At 36.8% G+C, this 22,616-nt stretch carries 22 protein-coding genes and 1 pseudogene; 13 read left to right on the plus strand and 10 right to left on the minus strand.

The features are described 5' to 3' along the window. Window positions 1-4: 4 nt before the first annotated feature. Window positions 5-376, plus strand: a complete 372-nt coding sequence (locus ACKTS5_RS02400; protein WP_408042233.1) for a VOC family protein — start codon at window positions 5-7, stop codon at window positions 374-376. A gap of 59 nt (window positions 377-435) precedes the next feature. On the opposite strand, the gene ACKTS5_RS02405 is transcribed toward ACKTS5_RS02400, so the two are convergent. Beyond that, complete coding sequence (locus ACKTS5_RS02405) at window positions 436-1,152, minus strand: DUF547 domain-containing protein (protein WP_408042234.1); 717 nt, start codon at window positions 1,150-1,152, stop codon at window positions 436-438. Window positions 1,153-1,397: 245 nt separating this feature from the next. Continuing rightward, the gene (locus tag ACKTS5_RS02410; RefSeq protein ID WP_408042235.1) at window positions 1,398-2,330 is read right to left on the minus strand and encodes a hypothetical protein; all 933 of its coding nucleotides are present in this window, start codon (window positions 2,328-2,330) and stop codon (window positions 1,398-1,400) included. Window positions 2,331-2,562: 232 nt separating this feature from the next. On the opposite strand from ACKTS5_RS02410, the gene ACKTS5_RS02415 reads away from it, so the two are divergent. Both ACKTS5_RS02415 and ACKTS5_RS02420 read left to right on the plus strand, forming a co-directional pair. Next, window positions 2,563-4,896 (plus strand): trypsin-like peptidase domain-containing protein, encoded by a 2,334-nt coding sequence (locus ACKTS5_RS02415; protein ID WP_408042236.1) that lies wholly within the window; start codon window positions 2,563-2,565, stop codon window positions 4,894-4,896. A gap of 84 nt (window positions 4,897-4,980) precedes the next feature. Next, window positions 4,981-5,466: an acyltransferase gene (locus ACKTS5_RS02420; RefSeq protein ID WP_408042237.1), complete on the plus strand. Its 486-nt coding sequence runs from the start codon at window positions 4,981-4,983 to the stop codon at window positions 5,464-5,466. A gap of 51 nt (window positions 5,467-5,517) precedes the next feature. Here ACKTS5_RS02420 and sufD read toward each other — a convergent pair whose 3' ends face one another. The 8 genes from sufD to ACKTS5_RS02460 form a co-directional block, all read right to left on the minus strand. Further along, window positions 5,518-6,831: a Fe-S cluster assembly protein SufD gene (gene sufD / locus ACKTS5_RS02425; RefSeq protein WP_408042238.1), complete on the minus strand. Its 1,314-nt coding sequence runs from the start codon at window positions 6,829-6,831 to the stop codon at window positions 5,518-5,520. 48 nt (window positions 6,832-6,879) lie between these two features. Then, window positions 6,880-7,632 carry a Fe-S cluster assembly ATPase SufC gene (gene sufC / locus ACKTS5_RS02430; RefSeq protein ID WP_408042239.1) on the minus strand — a complete coding sequence of 251 codons (753 nt, stop codon included), beginning with the start codon at window positions 7,630-7,632 and terminating at the stop codon, window positions 6,880-6,882. A gap of 78 nt (window positions 7,633-7,710) precedes the next feature. Next, window positions 7,711-9,159, minus strand: a complete 1,449-nt coding sequence (sufB, locus tag ACKTS5_RS02435) for a Fe-S cluster assembly protein SufB (RefSeq protein ID WP_408042240.1) — start codon at window positions 9,157-9,159, stop codon at window positions 7,711-7,713. Between the two features lie 31 nt (window positions 9,160-9,190). Next, window positions 9,191-9,520: a HesB/IscA family protein gene (locus tag ACKTS5_RS02440; protein ID WP_408042241.1), complete on the minus strand. Its 330-nt coding sequence runs from the start codon at window positions 9,518-9,520 to the stop codon at window positions 9,191-9,193. A gap of 136 nt (window positions 9,521-9,656) precedes the next feature. Further along, on the minus strand, window positions 9,657-10,715 hold the full coding sequence (locus tag ACKTS5_RS02445; protein ID WP_408042242.1) for a cytochrome-c peroxidase: 1,059 nt from the start codon (window positions 10,713-10,715) through the stop codon (window positions 9,657-9,659). Window positions 10,716-10,721: 6 nt separating this feature from the next. Next, window positions 10,722-11,480 carry an MbnP family protein gene (locus ACKTS5_RS02450; protein WP_408042243.1) on the minus strand — a complete coding sequence of 253 codons (759 nt, stop codon included), beginning with the start codon at window positions 11,478-11,480 and terminating at the stop codon, window positions 10,722-10,724. Between the two features lie 5 nt (window positions 11,481-11,485). After that, window positions 11,486-12,808: a hypothetical protein gene (locus tag ACKTS5_RS02455; RefSeq protein ID WP_408042244.1), complete on the minus strand. Its 1,323-nt coding sequence runs from the start codon at window positions 12,806-12,808 to the stop codon at window positions 11,486-11,488. Between the two features lie 8 nt (window positions 12,809-12,816). Beyond that, the gene (locus ACKTS5_RS02460) at window positions 12,817-14,280 is read right to left on the minus strand and encodes a choice-of-anchor B family protein (protein WP_408042245.1); all 1,464 of its coding nucleotides are present in this window, start codon (window positions 14,278-14,280) and stop codon (window positions 12,817-12,819) included. Window positions 14,281-14,444: 164 nt separating this feature from the next. Between ACKTS5_RS02460 and thiL the strand changes: the two genes are divergently transcribed. From thiL to ACKTS5_RS02510, 10 genes and pseudogenes are all read left to right on the plus strand, one after another. Further along, window positions 14,445-15,491 (plus strand): thiamine-phosphate kinase, encoded by a 1,047-nt coding sequence (thiL, locus tag ACKTS5_RS02465; protein WP_408042246.1) that lies wholly within the window; start codon window positions 14,445-14,447, stop codon window positions 15,489-15,491. A 530-nt stretch (window positions 15,492-16,021) separates the two neighbouring features. Further along, window positions 16,022-16,309, plus strand: coding sequence for a hypothetical protein (locus tag ACKTS5_RS02470; RefSeq protein ID WP_408042247.1), 288 nt, complete (start codon window positions 16,022-16,024; stop codon window positions 16,307-16,309). Between the two features lie 447 nt (window positions 16,310-16,756). Beyond that, window positions 16,757-17,119 (plus strand): hypothetical protein, encoded by a 363-nt coding sequence (locus tag ACKTS5_RS02475; protein ID WP_408042248.1) that lies wholly within the window; start codon window positions 16,757-16,759, stop codon window positions 17,117-17,119. Between the two features lie 38 nt (window positions 17,120-17,157). Beyond that, a complete protein-coding gene (locus ACKTS5_RS02480; protein WP_408042249.1) occupies window positions 17,158-17,577 on the plus strand; it encodes a hypothetical protein in 420 nt (139 codons plus the stop codon). Between the two features lie 457 nt (window positions 17,578-18,034). Continuing rightward, complete coding sequence (locus tag ACKTS5_RS02485; RefSeq protein ID WP_408042250.1) at window positions 18,035-18,334, plus strand: hypothetical protein; 300 nt, start codon at window positions 18,035-18,037, stop codon at window positions 18,332-18,334. A gap of 627 nt (window positions 18,335-18,961) precedes the next feature. Then, complete coding sequence (locus tag ACKTS5_RS02490) at window positions 18,962-19,408, plus strand: hypothetical protein (protein WP_408042251.1); 447 nt, start codon at window positions 18,962-18,964, stop codon at window positions 19,406-19,408. Window positions 19,409-20,515: 1,107 nt separating this feature from the next. Next, complete coding sequence (locus ACKTS5_RS02495) at window positions 20,516-20,758, plus strand: hypothetical protein (RefSeq protein WP_408042252.1); 243 nt, start codon at window positions 20,516-20,518, stop codon at window positions 20,756-20,758. Between the two features lie 42 nt (window positions 20,759-20,800). Then, complete coding sequence (locus tag ACKTS5_RS02500) at window positions 20,801-21,574, plus strand: hypothetical protein (protein ID WP_408042253.1); 774 nt, start codon at window positions 20,801-20,803, stop codon at window positions 21,572-21,574. A gap of 133 nt (window positions 21,575-21,707) precedes the next feature. Then, a pseudogene (locus ACKTS5_RS02505) lies at window positions 21,708-21,866 on the plus strand (RHS repeat-associated core domain-containing protein); the annotation flags it as partial. A 179-nt stretch (window positions 21,867-22,045) separates the two neighbouring features. Beyond that, window positions 22,046-22,606, plus strand: a complete 561-nt coding sequence (locus ACKTS5_RS02510) for a hypothetical protein (protein ID WP_408042254.1) — start codon at window positions 22,046-22,048, stop codon at window positions 22,604-22,606. Window positions 22,607-22,616: the final 10 nt, after the last annotated feature.

The following is a 22,616-nucleotide window of genomic DNA, read 5'->3' on the forward strand; positions in this document are numbered from 1 at the left end:
AGATATGAAATTAGGAGCTTTTTCTGTGAGCTTGGCTGTAAAAGATTTAAGAGTCTCTCAGGAGTTTTATGAAAAATTGGGATTTACTGTTTTTGCAGGATCCTTGGAAATGAAGTATTTGATTATGAAGAATGAGCAAACTTTAATTGGTTTATTTGAAGGAATGTTTGAAAAAAACATCCTGACCTTTAACCCTGGTTGGGATCAGGAAGCCGCGGAGTTAGCAACTTTTGACGACATCCGTGAAATTCAAGAGCAGCTAGGCGCTTCCGGACTGCAGTTTCACAAGCCTATAGCTAGCTCTACGAGCGGGCCTGCTAGTGGTACCTTAGAAGATCCGGATGGCAATAGAATTCTCATCGATCAACACAGATAAAAAAAAACAAAGTACTAGGTACTTTGTTTTCTATATTGAATTAATTAATAAGTCGCAATTTATTTTAATTTTTCGTTCAAATTCCAATCATAGTCTAAATATACAACTTCTGCGTTGTCATTTGCCTTTACTTTGGAATATTTGTTAATATAATCAATTAAAGTGGATTTTATAGTAAAATCTTCTTGATACCACTCAAATATTTTTGAAACGGCTACCTTATCCAGTTCAATAACATTTTTAGTAGGGTCATTGATAAAGCGCTTCATCAATTCTTCGAGTTTGCTATTGATATTTTTCTCAGTGAACGCGAAGTTTACAAACTGTGGCCCTGATATTGATGCGGCATTGATTCCTACGTGAATTCTTGGATCGTCATGCCATCTTCTTAAAATTTTGTGTTCGATATAGTCAAGTGAATACGCTTTTTTACCAATGACAGCCATTTCAATCTTCCAGGCATTACGTCCTTTGCGTTTGATATCTGTAATTTTTTTCAATGGATAGCTATCTAAAATTAACTTGATAGTATAGGCGTTGTATGCGTTTATCCAAAAGGCTTTTGCCTTGTTAGATGACCATCGTTTACCCGGTATAGTTTTTTCTAAGTGTTTGAGGTAGATGTCTAATAGAGCTCTGTTTTTTCTCAATCCTCTGTAATCGACATTCCCTTTTTTGTCGACATAGGTTTTTAGCAAAGCATCAAAAACGTCCGTTTGAGCTTGCGCTTGTACACTTATAAAAAGTAGACAGGTGATAATAATAATTTTTCGCATAATTTTTCAGTTTAGTAATAAATACATTCTATAGTGCTTTGGACGAAGAAAAGTTTTACACATTACAATTAAGTTGAAAAACTGTCGTAAAATTTTGTCATTTTTGGTTAAAACACTCCGCTTTAGTGGCTAAACACGTAGAATTTCTTCATTTTTTAAAGTTTTGTTAAATTGATCAGAACAAGGTCTTTCATTGTATAGCCTACTTAAAGTTAAGAACTTATTTGCAAAAATGAAAGCGCCTACTAAAAGTCTTTTGTCAAATAGGTGGTATCCCAGCTTTTTAATGAAAATTTATCTTTGATAAATCCTGCGGGATCGGTTCCGATACTTCCCCAGCCCCAAGGAGCGTGGGCAGCGTTATCGCGATAGGTATCTCCGTTAAAACTGTTTCCGGTAAAGAGCAGCGGTTGGTCGCGTCGTGCCCATAAGGTAGTTTTGGTGGGGACTAAATGGTAATACACGGTTTGTGGAAGCTGATTTTTACCTGCAAGTGGCTGATGTACTTTTTGTTCATCTTCCGTAATTTGGTAAACGATATGAGTGCCGTCTTCATCAGCTAAACCTTCGTACTTTCGAATACCGTGACCTTTTGCTTGAATAAAGAATTTAGGGTGAGAAGCTCGGTAATGGAGGTCTTGAGCACGGTATAATTTGCGCTCAGAATGATAAATAGTAGCGGCGTAGCGGAGTATCCCCATAGGATGGGAGTCTTGTTTCTCAATACACAATAGCACGCCTTCCAAATCGTTTTCATGAGAGTCTAAGCTGCACCACAGGCTGTCGGCCCAATCTCTTGGGTGATATACGGCGTACAAGAAGTAATAATGACTGGCTGTACTGGCATAATTGATATATGCAGTTCCTTTGAGGCTGCCGAGGTCTCGACCTTTGTTAATGAGGTGTTCCCAATTGTTAGTGGCATCCCAATCTCCATCGTAATTGACAGGCGCTATCCAATCGGCCGTTCCCGTTTTCGACGAATTTGGACAAACAAAGAGGTCGGTTACATCTACATCCTGAAAAAATAGTGGCGCGTGATGCTGGGCGATGTCTTGTTGGGTAGGAGGTTTGTGGCTGAATGCGAGCTGTGATGCTGACGGTTGTACATTTGAAGGTTGGCAACTCACAAGTAAAAGAATTGTGGTGAAGCACGGAATTAGAAAGGTTAGTTTCATAAAGGTAATGGGTTGATTTATCGGTTTTTGAAGTTAGGCCACTGAGCAACATAGAGGTTTAGGCTTATGTAAAGAATGAAGTGGCTACTTTTACCCTAGTGTTAAAAATAGACGAGACCAGAGCCAACGTGACTTTGTAAATTTTATTGTGATAAAATTGATTTTTTTTTGTGTTTTTGTTCTGGTAATTAGTAACTTAGTTGCAATAATTAACCAAAATACCCTTCTAATAATGAAAAATTACTTTTTCAATGTGGTACTTCTTACCACACTGTTTCTCTGTGCGGGAAACTTAAATGCTCAAGAAGTTTTTAAAATTGGAGATGAACTCGAGGCTGATATCAAAGTCACGAAAACCTATCAACGATTTTCAAAAAAATCGAGTAAAACCGATAAAGAACTCGTGTATCGCAAGGAGTTCTTTTCAAGAAATTCATCGTATATCAAATTGTACTTTCAGAATTTTGATTTGGCACCAGGTGATTATCTAGAAGTTCAAGGAGCGAACTCTAAAGAAACGTTAATCTACGGTGGTCAAGGTAAAATTATCGATAACAATATGACGATGATTCCTGACTTTTGGTCGAGAGTACTTTTCGACGATAAGGTAGTAGTTAGCTTGTATTCTTCTGGAAAAGCAGGTAAGCACCGTGGATTTGAAATCACCAAAGTGGCCTATGGTTACAGTGAAGACAAAATCATGAAGAAATTGATGGCTGCAAAGATACGTTCTATCTGTTCTAGCGATAACAAAGAGAGAATCGCTTGTTACCAAGGTACTACCATGTACGAAAAGGCCAAGTCTGTATGTCGCTTATTAATTGGTGGTAGCTCGTTGTGTACGGGGTGGCTATTGGGAAGCGAAGGTCACTTAATGACTAACAATCACTGTATTGGTTCGGCTTCAAATGCGCAAAACACCGATTATATTTTTAACTATCAATATTCAGGATGTACAGGTTCAGGTGAGGCAACACGTGATGTCGTAGCTTCTTCAGCGACGTTTATCAAAACGAATTCGTCATTAGATTATACCTTAGTGAAATTACCGACCAATCCGACAGCTACTTACGGGTACTTGAGTTTGAGTACGGCAGTACCAGCGAAAGGTGATCGTATTTACATTCCTCAACATCCAGGAGGAAGAAGAAAAGAAATATCTGTAAAAACGGATACCGATGCAAATGCAGGTGGATTTTCACAGGTTTTTGAAAGTAAAACAGGTTCAGGACAACAAGTGCGTTATTACGCCGATACCGAAGGAGGAAGTTCAGGATCGCCAGTACTTGATTACAATTCTAACTTGGTAATAGCAATTCACAATACAGGAGGTTGTCCAAACGGATCGTATGGTCGTTGTGATAACTTAATTTCTTCCATTGGTAGTGATATGCCAACCAACGGTACCGGTAGCGGTGGCGGTGGTGGTAACCCACCAGGAGGAACTTGTGCTAACACTGTGAGTTCATTCCCGTATAGCCAAGGGTTTGAAAATACCATTGGTAATTGGCAACAAAGTACGAGTGATGACTTTAACTGGACGGTGCGTTCAGGAGGTACTCCTTCTAATAACACTGGACCTTCAGGAGCCAATGCAGGAACCTATTACGTATATATGGAGTCGTCATCACCAAACTATTCAAATAAGTCAGCGGTATTAACTTCTCCGTGTTTTAATTTAAAAAATGCGAGCAATGCCACAGTAACTTTTGCATACCACATGTACGGTAGTGCAAGTATGGGGAACTTAAAGTTAGAAGCGAGCACCGACAAAGGAAGTACTTGGACGAGCGTGTGGAGTAAGTCAGGAAATCAAGGAAACTCTTGGCAAAATGCGAGCGTAAACCTTACGAGTTATGTAGGGAAGGACGTAAAACTTCGTTTTAACGGAACTACGGGAACTACTTGGCAAGGAGATATGGCAATCGATAAGTTTGCACTTTCTACCTCTGGTTCTGGTGGTGGTGGCGGAAACGACACCGTATCATTAGAAATTACTTTTGACAATTACGCATCGGAAACGAGCTGGGAAATTAAAAACAGTGCGGGTTCTGTAGTTGCATCAGGAGGTAATTACAGTGGTCAGGCAAGCGGTTCAAAGGTAACTGTAAACAAAACTTTAGCAACTGGGTGTTATAGCTTGGTATTTAAAGATTCGTACGGTGATGGTATTTGCTGTAGTTACGGAAATGGTTCGTACAAGTTAACCAATAGTTCAGGTACTGTATTAGCATCTGGAGGACAGTTTACAAGTACAGATACTAAGAATTTCTGTGTAGGGAACGAATTGGTACAGGAAGTTGCAGAATTTAAGCCTACTACCGAAGTGATTACTGATTTAATGGTATATCCTAGTCCTGCTACTTCATTGATTAAGATCAGAATACCAGAACGCGAGTTAACAGGTACCTATCGCATTGTGAATGTTACGGGTGCTGTAGTTCAGCAAGGTGCATTGACAAAATCAATTTCTATTACAGATATGGAAAGTGGTGTGTATTTAATGGAGGTGAAAACTGATAAGGCTGTATATTCACAAAGTTTTGTGAAATTGGCTGGAAAATAGTCGTAAACCTAAATAATATAGAACTGCCCGTGTTTACGGGCAGTTTTTTTATGTATTTTAATGGGTATTAGGTGAATACAAAACATGGAAGAACGAAAAAATTTAGGATGTCAAATCCATCCAACAGCAGAAGTTATGACGCGGACTATAGGAAAAGGCACGCGTATATGGCAGTTTAGTGTGATTATGGAGGCAGTGCACATTGGGCGTAATTGTAATATAGGTGCGCATACTTTTATAGAAGCTAATGTGGTTGTTGGCGATGATGTAACGATAAAGAACGGCGTGTTTTTATGGGAGGGTTGTCGCTTGGAAGATCGCGTTTTTATCGGTCCTAATGTAACGTTTACCAACGATAAGTACCCGAGGTCCAAACACTATTTAGAGGAGTATCAAAAAGTAGTGGTAGCGGCAGGAGCTTCTATTGGTGCAAATGCGACCATACTCGGAGGTGTAGTTATAGGCGCTGGGGCAATGATAGGTGCTGGGAGTGTGGTTACCAAAAGCGTTCCGGCAGGGGAGTTGTGGGTTGGGAATCCAGCCAGATTTGTACGTAAAATAGCGTACTAAAAAAAGCCTTGAGAATACTCTCAAGGCCTTGTATATTTTGTAAGTGAATGCTTATAAATCAAATCCGATATTTACACCGAGTTTTTGAGCAATCAACTTATTGATACGTTTTTTAACTTCTGGAATTTTTACACTTTCCAATACGGTATTGGCAAAAGCGTACATTAACAGCGCTTGTGCTTCTTTTTTAGGAATTCCGCGTTGTTGCATGTAAAATAACGCCTGATCGTCTAATTGACCAATAGTACAACCGTGAGAACACTTTACGTCATCAGCAAAAATTTCCAACTGAGGTTTTGCGTTGATCGTTGCTTTGTCACTGATTAAAACATTGTTGTTTTGTTGGTAAGCGTTGGTTTTTTGAGCCTCCTTTTCAACAACAACCTTTCCGTTAAATACTCCTGTTGAGCGCTCGTTGTAAATACCTTTATAATCTTGGTGGCTTTCACAATTTGGCTCAATATGGTGTACTAAGGTATGGTGATCTACGTGCTGCTTTCCTTCAATGATCGTAATTCCCTTTAGGATAGAATCGATACGTTCTCCTTTTTGGTAGAAATTGAGGTTGTTACGGGTAATATTACCTCCAAAAGAGAAGGTATGTACCGAGCAAACGCTTTCTCGTTGTTGTTCTATATACGTATTGTCAACCAAAGAAGCATTGCTATGGTCGTTTTGAATTTTGTAATAGTCAACTGTTGCGTGTACGTCTGTATAGATTTCCGTAACGGAATTGGTCAATACTGGATTTTCAGTTAAACTTTGGTGACGCTCAATAATTTGTACGTGCGCATTGTTCTCAACGACGATTAAATTACGTGGTTGTAATAGGGTAGCGTTCTCGTTTCCAGTAGTAAAACTGATAATTTGTATCGGTTTTTCCACCTCTACACCTCTAGGAATGTGAATAAAGGCTCCTTCGCTGGCGAAGGCGGTGTTCAACGAAGTCATATTGTCTTGTTTCGCCGCTTTGTTGAAGTAGTTTTCAATAATTGGCTTGTACTTCGCTTTCGTCAAAGCCGCAGACATCAAACATACGTCCATACCGTCATGCGTAGTTTCCGATAAGAAAGAACTGTATTTTCCGTCGATAAAAACGATTTTATAACTGTCGATATCGTGGATAAAGTACTTCTTAACATCGTTTAATTCAATAGCGATATCGTGCTCTGGAAACAAGCTGTAATCTTCTTTTAATACTGAATTTAACGAAGTGTATTTCCAAGCTTCCATTTTTTTCGTTGGAAAGCCTAGGTTTTCAAAGTTTTGTAATGCGTTGCTGCGAATAGCGTGTACATCTGAATTGATGTTTACTCGATTTTCGAAGGCAACATATGATGATAATAATTTTTCTTTTAACTCCATGGTAGTCTTGTAATTGTAAAAGGTGATGTCAATAAATACGAATCGGGCTTAGGCCTTTACTTCATCTTTAATCCAATCATATCCTTTTTCTTCGAGCTCTAAGGCTAAAGAAGCGTCTCCTGTTTTTACAATCTTACCATCGTGTAAAACGTGTACATAATCAGGTACGATATAGTCTAACAAACGTTGGTAGTGCGTAATAACCACAACAGCGTTGTCTTCTGATTTTAATTTGTTTACTCCGTTTGCTACAATGCGCAAGGCATCGATGTCTAATCCAGAGTCTGTTTCATCTAAAATAGCCAATTTTGGCTCTAACATTGCCATTTGGAAAATCTCATTACGCTTCTTTTCACCTCCTGAAAATCCTTCGTTCAAAGAGCGCGATAAGAACTTGCGATCGATTTCTAACAATTCTGATTTTTCACGAATCATCTTAAGCATGTCTTTGGCTGGCATTTCGTCCATTCCTTTAGCTTTGCGTGATTCGTTAATGGCAGTTTTTATAAAGTTGGTAACCGTTACACCTGGAATTTCAACAGGGTATTGGAATGATAAAAATACTCCAGCGTGTGCGCGCTCCTCAGGAGCTAATTCACTGATGTCTTCTCCGCTTAATTCGATATTTCCAGCAGTTACCTCGTACTCTTCTTTACCTGCTATTACTGATGATAACGTACTTTTTCCTGCTCCATTTGGTCCCATTATAGCGTGAACCTCTCCGGCTTTTACTTCAAGGTTAATTCCTTTTAAAATGGCCTTGTCTTCTACTTGTGCGTGTAAGTTTTCAATTTTTAACATCTTATCTCTATGCTATGTGCTTCCGGTATGTTCCTTCAGCATTGATTTTGTTATACTTTGTTTATCTATAAGCGAAGTTTATCCAACGCTACCTTCTAATGAGATTTCTAATAATTTCTGAGCTTCTACTGCGAATTCCATTGGGAGTTTGTTGAGTACCTCTTTACTAAATCCATTCACGATAAGTGCAATGGCTTTTTCGGTATCAATTCCACGTTGGTTACAGTAAAATAACTGATCTTCCCCAATTTTACTCGTCGTCGCTTCGTGCTCAATTTGAGCCGATTTGTTTTTCGATTCAATGTACGGGAAGGTATGAGCACCACACTCATTCCCCATCAACAAACTATCACATTGCGAAAAGTTACGCGCATTTTCTGCACGTGGTCCAATTTGTACCAATCCGCGATAGCTGTTTTGTGATTTACCAGCAGAGATTCCTTTTGAAATGATTGTTGACTTCGTGTTTTTACCTAAGTGAATCATTTTAGTACCTGTATCTGCTTGTTGGTAGTTGTTGGTAACGGCGATAGAATAGAACTCTCCTACAGAGTTGTTTCCTTTTAGCACACAACTCGGGTATTTCCAAGTAACGGCTGATCCCGTTTCTACCTGTGTCCAAGAAATCTTGGCATTGTTTTCACACAGTCCTCTTTTGGTTACGAAGTTGAAAACTCCTCCTTTTCCTGAAGCATCTCCAGGGAACCAGTTTTGTACTGTTGAGTATTTAATTTCCGCATTGTCCAAGGCGATCAATTCAACCACTGCGGCGTGCAATTGGTTTTCGTCACGCTGTGGAGCCGTACATCCTTCAAGGTACGATACATAACTGCTCTCATCGGCGATAACCAATGTACGCTCGAATTGTCCTGTTCCTCCTTCATTGATACGGAAGTACGTAGACAATTCCATAGGACAACGAACTCCTTTCGGGATATAACAGAAAGAACCGTCAGAGAATACCGCAGAATTTAAGGCTGCGTAAAAGTTATCAGTAGTAGGAACTACAGAACCGATGTATTTCTTAACCAATTCAGGGTGTTCTTGTATAGCCTCTGAAATCGGCATAAAAATAATACCTTTTTCAGCTAGGGTCTCTTTAAAAGTCGTTGCAACAGAAACAGAATCCATTACAACATCAACAGCTACATTGGCCAAGCGTTTTTGCTCGTCTAATGAAATTCCGAGTTTTTCAAATGTCGCTAATAACTCCGGATCTACCTCGTCTAAACTGTTGAGTTTTGGTTTTTTCTTAGGAGCTGAATAATAAGAGATGTTTTGGAAATCTGGTTTTTCGTACTGTACATTGGCCCATTCTGGCTCCTCCATTTGTTCCCAGATTCTAAATGCTTCCAAACGCCATTCAGTCATCCACTCTGGTTCGTTCTTTTTTTTAGAAATGGCACGAACGATGTCTTCGTTGAGCCCATTAGGAAACTTTTCACTCTCAATGTCCGTGTAAAAACCGTATTCGTATTCTTTGGTTTTCAGTTCCTCGCGTAAATCGTCTTCAGTGTATTTACTCATCCGTTCTAAGTCTTCTGTTTGCTGTGTTTAATTATAAAGAAAAGCTTTCTCCGCATCCACAAGTTCTGTTGGCGTTCGGGTTGTTGAATACAAACCCTTTTCCGTTCAACCCACCTGAATACTCTAAAGTAGTACCTACAAGGTATAAGAAGCTCTTTTTGTCAACGACGATTTTGATTCCATTGTCCTCAAAAATCTTGTCGTTTTCTTGCTGATTCTTGTCAAAGTTTAAGTCGTATGATAAACCTGAACAACCGCCGCTTTTAACACCTACTCGAACGTAATCGTTGGTAGCGTCAAAACCGTCATCGGTCATTAATTCAACAACTTTCTTTTTTGCTGTGTCTGAAACTTTTATCATATCTATAGATTATTTCTCAATCAACTGCAAAGATAGTGACAAAATATGATTTTTATCATTTTTTGGAATGAATATCATTTATGGCCTTATAAGTTTAATCAATTCTATAGATAAATATTTTCAATACATGTGGTATTTAGGGTTGGAAATCAGGGTTGTTTACGAAGTCATTATCGGTCAAGCTCAATAAAAATGCTTTGAGGTCGGCCTTGTCTTGGGCGTTGAGTTGTACCCCTCCTTTGGCCACCTGTTTCATGAGTGGATCGATGGTCGCAGAGTGTTGTAGTCCTTCTGAGTAGTGATTAATAACGGCCTCAAGAGTGGCAAAGCGTCCGTCGTGCATATAAGGTGCTGTAAAGGCGAGGTTTCGCAATGAAGGAGTTCTGAATTTACCGTTGTCGTTGGGGTCACCCGTCACTGCGCCCAAACCGAGGTCGGTAAAGTTGGCGTCGAGCCCGTTGTTATGAAACTCGTTATCGGTCCAAAGAGGATTGTTATTACTGCCGTGACAGTGAAAGCAATCACCTCGGTTTTCGTCCATAAATACGTTAAAGCCGTTGCGCTCCTGTGGTGTTAGTTGCGCTTTTCCAAGGAGGTACTTGTCAAATTTTGAGTTGGCAGAAATAAGCGTGCGCTCAAACTGCGCTAAAGCTTTGGTAACTTGTTCTCTGGTAATATTGTCGGTGCCGAAAGCCCGTTTAAATAAGTTGGGGTACTGTCCGTGATTTTGTAACTTTTTAAGTACCTCGTCCCAATTACTGTGCATTTCTTTGGGGTTTTGTACCGGTTCAAGTGCCTGGCGCTCGAGACTTAACTCTTTACCGTCCCAAGCAAAACGTTCGTTGTAATTCCAAGCGAGGTTAAATAAAGGCATGCCATTTCTAGTTCCTGACAAACCGTCTACTCCAAGACTAAATTGTTTTCCGTCGGTAAAACTTTGTTTAGGCGCATGACAGCTGGCACAAGACTGCTGTTCATTTTTGGATAGTATAGGATCAAAAAACAATTTTTTTCCCAAGGCGATGCCTTCTTCTGTCAACGGGTTTGAGCTGGGAATTACAGGAGCTACGAGCTTCTGCTTAAAAAGTGTAGGAATGGCTAAGTTTACGGGTACTGGAGTGTACGGCTGTTCTTCATTTTTTGAGGAACAGCCAATAAAAAGTAGTATAAAAAGTACACTCAGTTTTCGTATCATAAATTTTTATTGTTGTACACCTCCAAGGCTAAAAACTCCGGATTTTCCGTTGTCTGACATTTGGATTTGTGCGTCGTAGTTCATCATTAAACCACTGTTTTTCGTTTCTAAATCCCATTCGTTCGGGTTTTTAAACCACTCAGCAATGTTCATATTGATCGTTGCTGTGGCATCTCCCTTTAGCGTAATGGTTCCTAAATCAATTTCAAAAGAGGTATCCTTTGATACTTTGGTAGTAGGATTATAGGCTTTGATAGCGTGGTACGAATAACCTAGCTCTACTAAACTGGTATTTTTGAATTTTCCTTCCAATTGCATATAGTGATACCCACCGGTGAGCTGTGATGGTACATTCCAATTTGCAGAATTCAAATCTTGATATACCCCGTCTTTGTTGTCGGCATTGCTAAAACCAAACGTACAGCTAAGCTTGTAGGCGCCTTCCTTTACCAATTTGGTAAGTCGGTGACTTAGGGTTGCATTATCGCTTAGATCCACCAGCTTATAGCCATCAAATTCGATAACATTGTTGGCGCTGTCGGTCAATTTTATTCTGGAAATAAGATACCTGAGTTTCGTAATACTCATTTTGGTTCCTTTTTTATTGGTATAGTCCAGTTTGTTAAATTCATCTTTTGTAACGCTGGTTCCATCCCAGTTATGAGCAAAAGCCAAACTTAAACTGACTTCTTTCACAGGTTCATCACTGTCAGAAGTACACGAAAATAAGATGAGTCCAAGTAGTAAAAGCGTTAATTGTTTCATTGATATTATTGTAATTTAATTATAAGTACGTCAGAGAATCCTTTGTTGCCAGGGATGTCTCCATTTTTGCTGGTGCTTTCACCGACCGCAATGACACGCCCGTTGTTTAGGACTGTGGCGTCGTAGCAAAAGTCGATATCACTGCCGCCAATTGTTTTTTGCCATTGGATTTTTCCGGTAGCATCGATTTGAACGATCCAAGCGTCGTTTTGTCCTCGATTGGTGAGTCCGTTGTCAGCGCTACGGGAGCTTCCGGCTAGTAAAAAATTAGCTGTGTCGAATGTACGAATTGCATTGCCAACATCAAAACTACTGCCGCCAAGTGTTTGTTCCCAAACCTTAGTTCCTTGGGAGTCTATTTTTAGCAACCACAAATCGGCACCTCCTTTGTTGGCTTGTATGTCTTTGTCACTACTTCGGGTGTTTCCGATGAGCATGTAGTGTTGATCGGGAGTGGCGATAATTCCTTTGGCTTCGTCAATTTCACTTCCACCGAAGTTTTTTCGCCATACGAGTGTTCCTTTGCTGGTAATTTGCACGGCCCATACATCATAGGTTCCTTTGTTATCCGTAATGTCGACATCACTGCTGTCAGAAGTTCCGGTAATAATAAAGTTCCCATTGGGCATTTCTACCACGCCGTAGGGGGTATCGCTAAAACTCCCACCGTAGTATTTACTCCATTCCTTGGTGCCCGATTTATTGAGTTTAATGGCCCAAAAATCACCGCCAGCATGAAGTGTTCTGCTCGATTTAGAATTTCCTTGCCCTCCTGAAGAGGTGACGTCTAACTCTCCGGCAATCAAAAAACCACCGTCTTTGGTCTCGGTCACACAGGTGCCAAAATCTCGGCCTAAATAGCCAAAAGATTGTTGCCAACTCAGATTGCCGTTGCTGTCCAGTTTGACGATCCAATAATCGCGATCTCCTGCATTTCGGGTTACATCTCCGTCATTACTTTTCGTATAACCAATAACGGCGAGGCCACCATCACTGGTATTGATGAGTTGTTGTGCTCGGTCGTCATTAGAGCCACCATAGGTTTTTTTCCAAACGAGTGCATCGTTAGCATCGTATTTTAAAACTAGGAAATCAAAACTCGTGTTGCTTTTTCCTTGTAAATCAAAATCGTTACTTTGGGTATAGCCGGCAATGGCATAGCCTCCGTCAGCGGTGGCGACTACTGAATGCGCTACGTCGTTAAGGCTTCCGCCAAAAGTTTTGACAAAGGCTGTTTCACCTTTGAAACTAGGTGGTAACGTAATGCCTTCTTTACCGCAGGCAAACAGGCAAATCAGACTCGTATAAAGAAGTGTTTTTTTTATCAAAAGTGTAATTATTGTACGATTAACTTTTTCGAGATACTCCCGTTGATACGCACGAGGTAAATTCCCTTAGCATAAGCTGCCATTGGAATTTCAAAGCGGGTAGTAGACAGGCCGTTACTTGAAAACACTTTTTTTCCTAAAATAGTATAAACGACTACCGATTTAATAGTGCCGTTAACCGTGGTGATGGTTGGATTGCTTTGAGTTGGGTTAGGACTTAACTGGTAGCTTACCGTATTTTTAGTTACGCTGTCCGTCGAAAGTGTACCACTTTTTCTCACCACAAACAATCCGCGTTGGATATCGTTGATAATAATATTCCCGCTAGGAAAATATGGATAAACACTCCAAGCTCCCGCAAAACCGGCGTTGTCATCGGCAGGGAAGGTGTCAAAATAAGCTTTCTCCGTCATGGCATTGGTGCTCGCACTGATGTTTGTTAAATCCAATACGCGCATTCCTGCACGGTAACTTGCCATAAAAAAATCCTTGCCTTTAACATACCCATTGTGATCAATGGCTTTGGTAGGCCCAAAGTAAGTTGAAGAAAGTTTAGGATTGTCAAGGTCGGCTAAATCAAATACCAAGGTTCTTGTGTTCATACCAAAATTTCGTTCATCGGTTTCATCACCCAAAATAAAATAGCGGTGGTCATCAGTAAACCACCCTTGGTGGGTATAGCCAATTTGCGAGTAGTTAATGGCCGATATTTTTTTGACGTTTGTTTTGTCTGTAACATCGAGAACTACAATTTCATTTTCGTTACTTCCGATGTAAATTTCTTTGTTGGTATACGCAGCATCAGGTCCTTTGTAGGTCACCACTTGGGCATCGTGTGAGTACCCTGCTCCTTTGTAATCACCCAAATTCTTAGGATTTTTTGGGTCAGAGATGTCTACAAAAATAGGTCCACCTCCATTGGTAGCCCTACAACCTACTAAATAGGCAATTCCTTTCGCCTCATTGATAACGATGTTATGGCAGCTGCTCACATCGGTAAATACCTGGTCGGCGGTAAATGTTTGCGGGGTGCTCACACCGCGAAGGCGCGTTAAATCGAAAACTTGCATTCCGTGATTTCCGGTATTGTCGGCAACGATAAAGGCGTGGTTATTATAAACTTTGACATCTCGCCAAAAATTATTTCCCGCATTGGAATCCAATCGACCTAGAAACACGGGGTTGACAGGGTCAGAAATATCTACAAATGCCGTACTGTTAGTCATTGCAGCAATGGCGTATTCTTTATTGGTGGTTGGGTCTGTCCAACCCCAAACATCACTTCCTTCTGGGGCACTACCGTTGGCACTCAAATTACTATTGGCTAAGGTAGCAACAGGAAGGTTCGACATTAAATCGTAATCTTTACAAGGGTAAGCCCCTGCTTTTCCTCCAGAACATGCCGTTTGAGCCCAGCCCAAACTGACGGTGAAAAATGTGATGGCGAGAGAATAGTGTAATTTTTTAATCATATACTATAAATTAGGGAATCGTGCTAATTTATGAAAATTAGCGGTTAGTCTTTGGTAATTTAACAGTTATAAGAGTAAAAACCCTAAAATATGATAAAATTAGTGTCTAAAAACTTCGTAAGGATAGTTTGTGCTATGTCAATCAGTCACAGTATCTTTGCAACATGTTAGAAGATAAAAATCAAGAAAAGACATCGTTGTCACAGTTGGGAGAGTTTGGATTAATTGAACATTTAACCAAGCATTTTGAGGTAACACACAGCACAACCGTAAAGGCTGTTGGTGATGATGCTGCGGTGATTGATGCCAGTGAAAAACAAACGGTTATCACTACAGATTTGTTAGTAGAAGGAGTGCATTTCGATTTGAGTTATATGCCGTTAAAGCACTTGGGGTACAAGGCTGTCATGGTGAACCTGTCGGATGTGTATGCGATGAATGCAGAGGCGGAACAAATTACGGTATCTTTAGCTGTGTCTAACAGATTTCCATTGGAAGCATTGGAAGAGTTGTACGCTGGAATTCAGTTGGCTTGTGCTACCTATAAAGTTGATTTGATTGGTGGAGATACAACTTCATCGACTAAAGGGATGCTCTTGTCAATTACGGCGATAGGAAAGGCTAAGAAGGAGGAGCTCGTATACAGAGATGGAGCCAAAGCAACAGACTTAATCGTGGTTTCTGGTGATTTAGGAGGAGCTTATTTAGGATTGCAAGTACTAGAAAGAGAAAAGCAAGTATTCCAGGTAAATCCGACCAACCAACCAGACTTGGATCAATATTCATATTTGATAGAGCGTCAATTAAAACCGGAAGCCAGAAAAGATATTCCGAAATTATTACGCGATTTGGAAGTACAACCGACCGCAATGATTGATATTTCAGACGGATTGTCGTCAGAAATCATGCATATTTGTAAGCAGAGCAATACTGGATGTAAAATTTACGAAGAAAAATTACCCTTAGACCCTCAGGTGATTGGAACTTGTGAGGAGTTCAATATCGATTCTACTATGGTCGCTTTGAGTGGAGGTGAAGACTACGAATTGTTGTTTACGGTAAGTATTAATGACTTTGATAAGATTAAAGGGAATCCGAATTTAAGTGTGATAGGGCACATTACGGAAGCGGCAGCTGGAATGAATTTAGTGACCAGAGCCAATCAGGAAATTGCATTAAAAGCACAGGGATGGAATTCTTTTGAAGAATAATATTTTGAAAAAATAGCACATAAAAAAGACCGCAAATTTGCGGTCTTTTTGTTTTTAGTTACGATTCATTGAAAAAGCCTTCCGATGGTGAGGTACTTAACAAACTACCTTCCTTTCGACGTGTTTTGTTGTTAAGAGCAGTTTAATACACTGCCATACCTGTGTAATTGAAAGGAGGAGAAAATGGATCGGAGTTCTTTGTTTTAATTTACCGGTACTACATAGATACGTGCCTTGATTACATCGCTGTTGTCCGTGGTAGCTATACTAGCTAGTTTTACAAAGCCGTCCCACAGGAGTCCCTATCAATAGGTATTTGGCACTTGGTTAGGAGGTAAGGGGGTGCAACAAATGCTAAGTAAAATAGCTATGAAAAAACTAAGAACTATAAGAGGACCATAACCGGATATGTAAATGATATTTTTCCTTATAACCGTATAACGTAAAAAATTAAAAGTATCATTCATAGGCCCGTTAGGTCTGTAAGAAGAGGAGCTACAACGGGCTCTATACCCTTGAAACGTAAAAAAATGAAAATAGAAGAATTCACCCATCGATATGCGAGTATAATGCATAAGGACCCGATTACACAACAGCAGTTTATAAAATTACCGATAGTAGATGTATTTGAGTTAAGTTATATGCAACAAGCCCTGATAAAGGCTATAAAATTACTAACAGAATTGGAAGATGAATTAGCCATGGAGGTCAAAGTTAGTATTTATTGGTTGAGTAGAATTGTATTGGATAGTTACCCAGAAAGTGAGCTGGAGGGAATTGCTAAATTTCTGAATTCAAAGTCTGATGGTTTATACTAGCCTAATCCTTCAAGTTATAGTTGATAATCTTTGATTAATTATTGTAAATACCGTCCTAATTGAGTTTGGGATGGTGTTTTATAGTGGTTAGAATACCTCAAAAATGGGCTGTTTATAGTGATTAGAATAGCGGATGAGTTGACAGGTAAGAGAGCTAAAATTAAACCTTGGTGTAAAATCAATAAAGATTTTTTTTCGCTTAAAAAGTAAAAGCAATTTTTTAACAAGCATTGCATTTTTTAAGGAGAAAACTACTAATGACTTGAACAAGAAGATAATCATGTTGCTCTTGAGTAAAATGAACTTTGATATGAATTGAAAATGAGTACTTTTATGTTCGCGTAGAAGAAAAAATAATAATTGCTAAAATCACATATTATTTATGAGAATTTTGATAATAGTTTCCTGCATGTTAATGTATTCATGCAGTACTAGTGACCTCCTCCTGTGTCCTTAGAAATTGATGGAAATAGTACAGTAAATAAAGTTAGTACTAATCAAGAGATAAATCCAGTAGCCCTAGGTAAAATGGATAAAATAATCAGTAGACCTGGGCAAACAACTTTACATGAGGTCACAGAATCATACAAAGGAGGTAAATTATCACAAAATAGTGGAAAATCAGTTGGAAAAGTAACACCTACCGATGCTAGTAATCCAAATAGTGTAAATAGGAGAGCTCATGATAGTGTTGTACCACAATCTGGAAAAATTTACGGGCATTTTTATAACTCAAGTGGTGTTGAAGTTTTTAGAGGAAATAGTAACTTTAGACCAGTTAAATTAAAATACTCTACAGCTAACTCTTGACAAGTATTCCATACAGTACCAAAAGAAAATTAGAAATTATGTTTAGATATATATTCATCTTAATGTTAATGACATTAACAAAAACTAATTGTACTGGCCATAAGAAAGTATTGAAAAATGGAAAGGCTATTAAATTAATAACAGGTAATTTTATTATTAGTAAAATTGATAGTACTAATTCTTATTACCTAATTTATGGTTTAAAAAATAAGAATTCTTATAAGATCATTAGTAAGAAAGAATTAAGTGCAGAAACTGAAGAAAAGTTAGAAATTGGGAAAAATTACCTTTTAAGCCTAAAAAACTTTAGGCAACAAGATGATAATCCTTTAACAGGCTATAGTTCGTCTGACCCTTGTTTTTTTCTTGATAAAAATACTCAAATATGTACGGAAGAAAATGTTTTTGGCCCTTACATAACAGAAGATTTAGTGGGGTTGTACTATGTGAAAAAATGATAAATAATATAACTTAGATTTTCAATCTGAAATTTAAATAGGATAATTGATCGGAGTACAGATAGATATACTTATACGATGTTATTTATTCTAATAGTGATGTTAAATTAGATATAATATCAGATAAAGGTCCTGGATATTTAAATTATGGAGTACCATACGATACTCCAAATGGTTTTTTATCTGATTGGAAAGGAGGATATGCTTTAAAACCAAATTTGGTGAAAATTTCTAATAAACTAAGTCTTTATACGCCAAATTCTAGAAAACATACGATAGGTAGAGTAACATTGCTTGAGTTATTAAGACATATTCATCCTTTTGGCAATATAGAAGGAAGTGTTAATATACTTTGATTCTATTATAAGCTTAAAACAGGTGGAGAGCATGATGGGTTTCAAAATAAAAATAATTCAATTAATAGTAACAAGGATGTATTATTAAAAATAAAAAATAGATGAGAAGTTATTTATATTCAATGTTGATGTTTTTTTTATTATTCATGTATAGCTGTAAAACTAATGTTAGTACAGATTTATTTGATATAGAAGAAGCAAATCGGAAAACAAGTTTTGAGTCATTAAAGAAACAAGGTTTTACTAAAATGCAAGATGTTGATTTATTGATTATGGAGAAGAGAAAACATGATACAATTGTTCAGTTGGAAATGAATACAAATTCAGATGTTATATATTCTAAAACATGGAAAATCAAAATCGCAAATTTTGATAGAAACAATATTCAAGATTTTTTTTAGAAAAAAAGGATTTACATTAACAGAATTTAATGATTTTTCAGACGATAAAAATAGTTATTCCTTCTCTTGTAAAAATAAGTTGATTAATAGATTCTATACATGTAAAGTTTTGAAAGTATTAGATCAAAATTATTTATATGTTACCTACACTTTTAATAACTAGTGTTAAGTAACCGATAGCGCGGATTTGAAACCAATAGCGCCCCGCTAGCGCGAGCATCTTTTTGCTCGTGACAAGCAAGAGTATAAGCTTTCTCAAGTTAGAACTGCTTAATTGTAGAAATTTCTCAAAAAGACATGTGAAAATGGTTAAATCGAGAGGATTGAAGAATGCTAAAACACACCCTCCTCAAGGAATATTTAAAGGGGATGTAATTACCAAAATACCAAAAATTGAAATTATGAGAATTTTAATAATAGTTTTCTGCATGATAATATATTCATGAAGTACTAGAAATAGCAATCGTATTTTTAATATAGACGATTTGGGTTTAACCTATAAAGAAGCAGAAAAAATAGGCTACAAACCTGTTAAAGGCAACTCATCAGTTTACTATAAAGTGATATATGTTGCAAAAAATAATAACTTCTTTGCAATTAACGTTTTAGTTCACAATAAAAGAATGAATGATGAAAAACAATTTTATAACCATGCTAATTATAGCTTTGATAACCTCTCTATATTCTTGTAAGGAAGAGAAGAATAGTGTATGGAAAGAGCAAGTAAATGAAGTAACCCTTAATTTTCCCAATGGCAACTTATATCTTTATGGTAAAGCATGGGGTCTTGGAGGAAATCACGAAGAAATAATACTATCATCATATAAATTAAATAACAAAGAAGATTTAAAGAAGGAAGAAGTATATACTTTTTATTCTAGTGATATCTATTACAAAAAAGATGATAATGGGTTAATAGTTTACGCTACGGAAAGTGAAACTAAAGAACCAAATCAGTTTAAGAGTAATATAAAAGTGATTTTAAAAAGGATTAAAACATATGATGATGTTAAGGAATATTCTGAAAATTATGAAAAGTATGGTCTCACTAAATTTTCAATGATTAATAGGTAATTTCAAAATTATCATATTTTTCTTATTAAACGCTCACTTTTTAAGTGGGCGTTTCTCTTTTGTACTTATTTACTTACCCAAAAATAATTATTGATTTAGAGTATCATTAACAACTAAGCAACCTAGCCCCTTTTTCTATGAGGACATGGTTCAAATAGTCTAAGGCACAAACCAGATTAAAGAAACTATCATTATAGGTTATGCTGGTTTGTCCTACACCTTAGAATCTTGTGTGCGAGAACTATTCTGTTTTAGTTCACCCCATTTCCGCATGATTGTATCATGTGGTTGAGCAAAAACAATAAATTGATAGATTAAATAATCAAAAAGATGGACTTAGGTTCATTTTTTGTTGTTTAGGGCAGTAGTTTTACTGTAATTTTTACTAGGTTTGGATATAGGTCAAGTATTGCCAAACACGTTTTGATATATACAGCTAGGATGCTACAGGTGTAACATTAGCCAAGACAGTAACTAGAATGTTATGGAGTCCGGTTACTCCTTCTTCTGAAATTATTGAAGAAATCGACAAAGGAGAATCATTGAATACCAAAATAAATAAAGAGCGGTGAGGTAATCTAATTACTATCCTTTGGCTTAAAACATAAGGGATACAACAACGTAATTGTTGGAACCGAGAATGATTTTAATCGTATCAAGGATAGGGAATCGATAAGAAGTTATGATTGAGTTGGTTAACTTTTAGATATAGAAATTATATACCTGAAATAGCTAGGTTCTTTGGGGCTGATCCAATAAGTGAAGATTTTTATAAAATATCTACTTATCAATTGGCTCATAACAGTCCAATTTGGAAAATAGAGCTTGGAGGTCTTGAAGGGATCACTTTTAATCAATAGCCAGATCATCAAAATACAGAACCTGTGTCACTACCAGTCGAGCCTTTAAAAAATAAACCTTTAAACTATACAACAGCCAATAGTAAAATTATTAATACTGTAAGCAGAGTATCTTGGGGAGAAACCATCAGCGTCCTATTTATAAAATCCAGCTAATTGGAGTGCTGAAAAAACTCAAAATCTTCTACAAGCTAGAGCTGATATTGATTACATTTATGAAAATTGTAATGATTCAGCCTTTTTACAGATGATCACTAAAGCTAGTGATAACATAGAGAAAAGTTTAGTAACCTATGGTTTAAAAGAGAATTTGCCAGAGGCTTCTGAAGGAGTTTCTGGTAATGAAAATGTTAAGTTTTTCTTTTCAGCAGATTCTCCAGATGCTAAACATACTGGTATTTCCACTAAATATTGGAATCGAAAGGCAGTAGTATCATACGGATCATTTTACAATTCTGGAAGAGGAGATGCACGAAAAGGAGAGATTTAAATAATTTTTTACGAAATAATACCTAAAGAAAAAAATAGATATATGAAATATATAAGTTTATTACTTTTTATTGTTGTGTTTTCATGTAGTTCACAAAACAAAGAGAAAACTATTTATATGTTAGATAAGGATAGTTTAAGTTTTAATAATTCCAAAAAAACAGTACTACTTATACCGGAAGATATATTACATACAATAAAACAAATAAATTCTGAATATGGTGTTGACAATATTAATAAACATAAATTATTCCTTTTGAAATTGAATAATAAAACAGATGTTTTCTTTTATAAATGTTATGGAGATAATGGAATTATAGAGCTTCATACTTTCAAAAAAAGCGTAAAAACAATTAAAATTTTAAATAAAAAAATTAATATTAAATGGTTAGAAGAAAGTGAATCTGGGTTTAAAAACAAATTATTAGATGGAGAATTGATATCTCTTATTGACTTGGATAAGAAAAAAATGTTAATTATTAGGCAAAGAATGCATAATGGAACAGCCTATAATGCTTTAATAGAGCATTATGTAAACTTGTCAGATGATAACTTCGATACTCTTTTTTCAATTGAAAGTAAGAGTGTAGTTTTGTTAAAAGATTGGTGTACGATTGTTAGAATCTTAGAGGGGAGTATTGTAACTGTTTATTCATTATGTGGTAATAAAAAAGAAATAATAGGGAAATTTAAATTGGGTGAAGGAAATAATATTCTTTTGGAAAAAGAAATTTATTCACCAGAAATGAAGAATTTCTTAATTACATCTAGTGGTATTTCTGATACGTTATTTTTAAAAGAAGGGTATGTTCGATAAAAAACTCACTTCCAAACTGCTCGGATGTACCTCATTTCCAGCTCAAATAGAAGAAAAGCGCTCCCCACTCCCGAACGATTGTATCGTATGGTTGAGTAGGAGGAGGTCAGGAATCCAATAGCATGATTTTAGAGCAAGGAATTATGATGCTTCTCTGGGAAGGTGGATGAATTTGGATCCATTAGCTGAACAAATGAGAAGGCATAGCCCATATAATTACGCTTTTAATAATACTATCTATTTTATAGATCCTGATGGGATGGCTCCTCAATATTGGAGGGATATGGAGTGAATAAAGGAGGAGTTCTAATTTATGATGAGTAGATAGTAATGATTTTACAGCTCAAACTATAGGTCATGAAATAGAACAAACTACGAAAGCAAATAGAAAGCTTATGAAAAAAAACAACTAAGGTTGGTAATACAATTTTAAATGAACGAATTAAAAGAAGAAACAAAAAGGGCTAAACCATGAGAGAATTAACATTAACCTTATTATTTATAATATTTTGTAGTTATAGTTACAGTCAAAATAGCTTCAATTCTGTTGAAGTTAATGAAGTTAGAGAAAAGGTGAAATCTATTTTTTTAAGAAAGAAAATTAGTGCCCCTCAATTAAAATCAGAGTCTATTGTTATTAATGACATTGTAAGTAATGAAGATTTAACAAATGAAAGCGAAAATGGGGTTTATGTTGTCAAAACAGACCCTCTTTATTTTGGAAATTATTTCTTGTTAAAAAGTCAACAAAAGTTTACTCTTTACAATATTAGCTCCATAAAAGAAAGTCTTTTTGATGAAGTTTTGAATATTAAAGATTTGAGTAAAAGAGATAAGAAAAAATATCTCAAAAGTTTATATCATTATTACATTTATTTTCTTGAGAGAAAGAGTAAAAAGGAGCTATTGATTATACCTAAAGATAGTGCGGCTTATGTAGATATATATAAAAAGAAAAAAAAGAGGAAATATTCAAACAAAAAAAGACAGATCAGGAAAAAGTATAAAGAATATCTAAAAAGAATAGACTAATGTAATGAGC

The sequence above is a fragment of the Tenacibaculum litopenaei genome (assembly GCF_964514025.1).
Classification (GTDB): domain Bacteria; phylum Bacteroidota; class Bacteroidia; order Flavobacteriales; family Flavobacteriaceae; genus Polaribacter; species Polaribacter litopenaei.

Coding starts and splice junctions, on each gene's coding strand:
- ACKTS5_RS02400 (WP_408042233.1), top strand. CDS start 5: ATGAAATTAGGAGCTTTTTCTGTGAGCTTGGCTGTAAAAGATTTAAGA.
- ACKTS5_RS02405 (WP_408042234.1), bottom strand. CDS start 1,152: ATGCGAAAAATTATTATTATCACCTGTCTACTTTTTATAAGTGTACAA.
- ACKTS5_RS02410 (WP_408042235.1), bottom strand. CDS start 2,330: ATGAAACTAACCTTTCTAATTCCGTGCTTCACCACAATTCTTTTACTT.
- ACKTS5_RS02415 (WP_408042236.1), top strand. CDS start 2,563: ATGAAAAATTACTTTTTCAATGTGGTACTTCTTACCACACTGTTTCTC.
- ACKTS5_RS02420 (WP_408042237.1), top strand. CDS start 4,981: ATGGAAGAACGAAAAAATTTAGGATGTCAAATCCATCCAACAGCAGAA.
- sufD (WP_408042238.1), bottom strand. CDS start 6,831: ATGGAGTTAAAAGAAAAATTATTATCATCATATGTTGCCTTCGAAAAT.
- sufC (WP_408042239.1), bottom strand. CDS start 7,632: ATGTTAAAAATTGAAAACTTACACGCACAAGTAGAAGACAAGGCCATT.
- sufB (WP_408042240.1), bottom strand. CDS start 9,159: ATGAGTAAATACACTGAAGACGATTTACGCGAGGAACTGAAAACCAAA.
- ACKTS5_RS02440 (WP_408042241.1), bottom strand. CDS start 9,520: ATGATAAAAGTTTCAGACACAGCAAAAAAGAAAGTTGTTGAATTAATG.
- ACKTS5_RS02445 (WP_408042242.1), bottom strand. CDS start 10,715: ATGATACGAAAACTGAGTGTACTTTTTATACTACTTTTTATTGGCTGT.
- ACKTS5_RS02450 (WP_408042243.1), bottom strand. CDS start 11,480: ATGAAACAATTAACGCTTTTACTACTTGGACTCATCTTATTTTCGTGT.
- ACKTS5_RS02460 (WP_408042245.1), bottom strand. CDS start 14,280: ATGATTAAAAAATTACACTATTCTCTCGCCATCACATTTTTCACCGTC.
- thiL (WP_408042246.1), top strand. CDS start 14,445: ATGTTAGAAGATAAAAATCAAGAAAAGACATCGTTGTCACAGTTGGGA.
- ACKTS5_RS02470 (WP_408042247.1), top strand. CDS start 16,022: ATGAAAATAGAAGAATTCACCCATCGATATGCGAGTATAATGCATAAG.
- ACKTS5_RS02480 (WP_408042249.1), top strand. CDS start 17,158: ATGTTTAGATATATATTCATCTTAATGTTAATGACATTAACAAAAACT.
- ACKTS5_RS02485 (WP_408042250.1), top strand. CDS start 18,035: ATGAGAAGTTATTTATATTCAATGTTGATGTTTTTTTTATTATTCATG.
- ACKTS5_RS02490 (WP_408042251.1), top strand. CDS start 18,962: ATGATGAAAAACAATTTTATAACCATGCTAATTATAGCTTTGATAACC.
- ACKTS5_RS02495 (WP_408042252.1), top strand. CDS start 20,516: ATGATCACTAAAGCTAGTGATAACATAGAGAAAAGTTTAGTAACCTAT.
- ACKTS5_RS02500 (WP_408042253.1), top strand. CDS start 20,801: ATGAAATATATAAGTTTATTACTTTTTATTGTTGTGTTTTCATGTAGT.
- ACKTS5_RS02510 (WP_408042254.1), top strand. CDS start 22,046: ATGAGAGAATTAACATTAACCTTATTATTTATAATATTTTGTAGTTAT.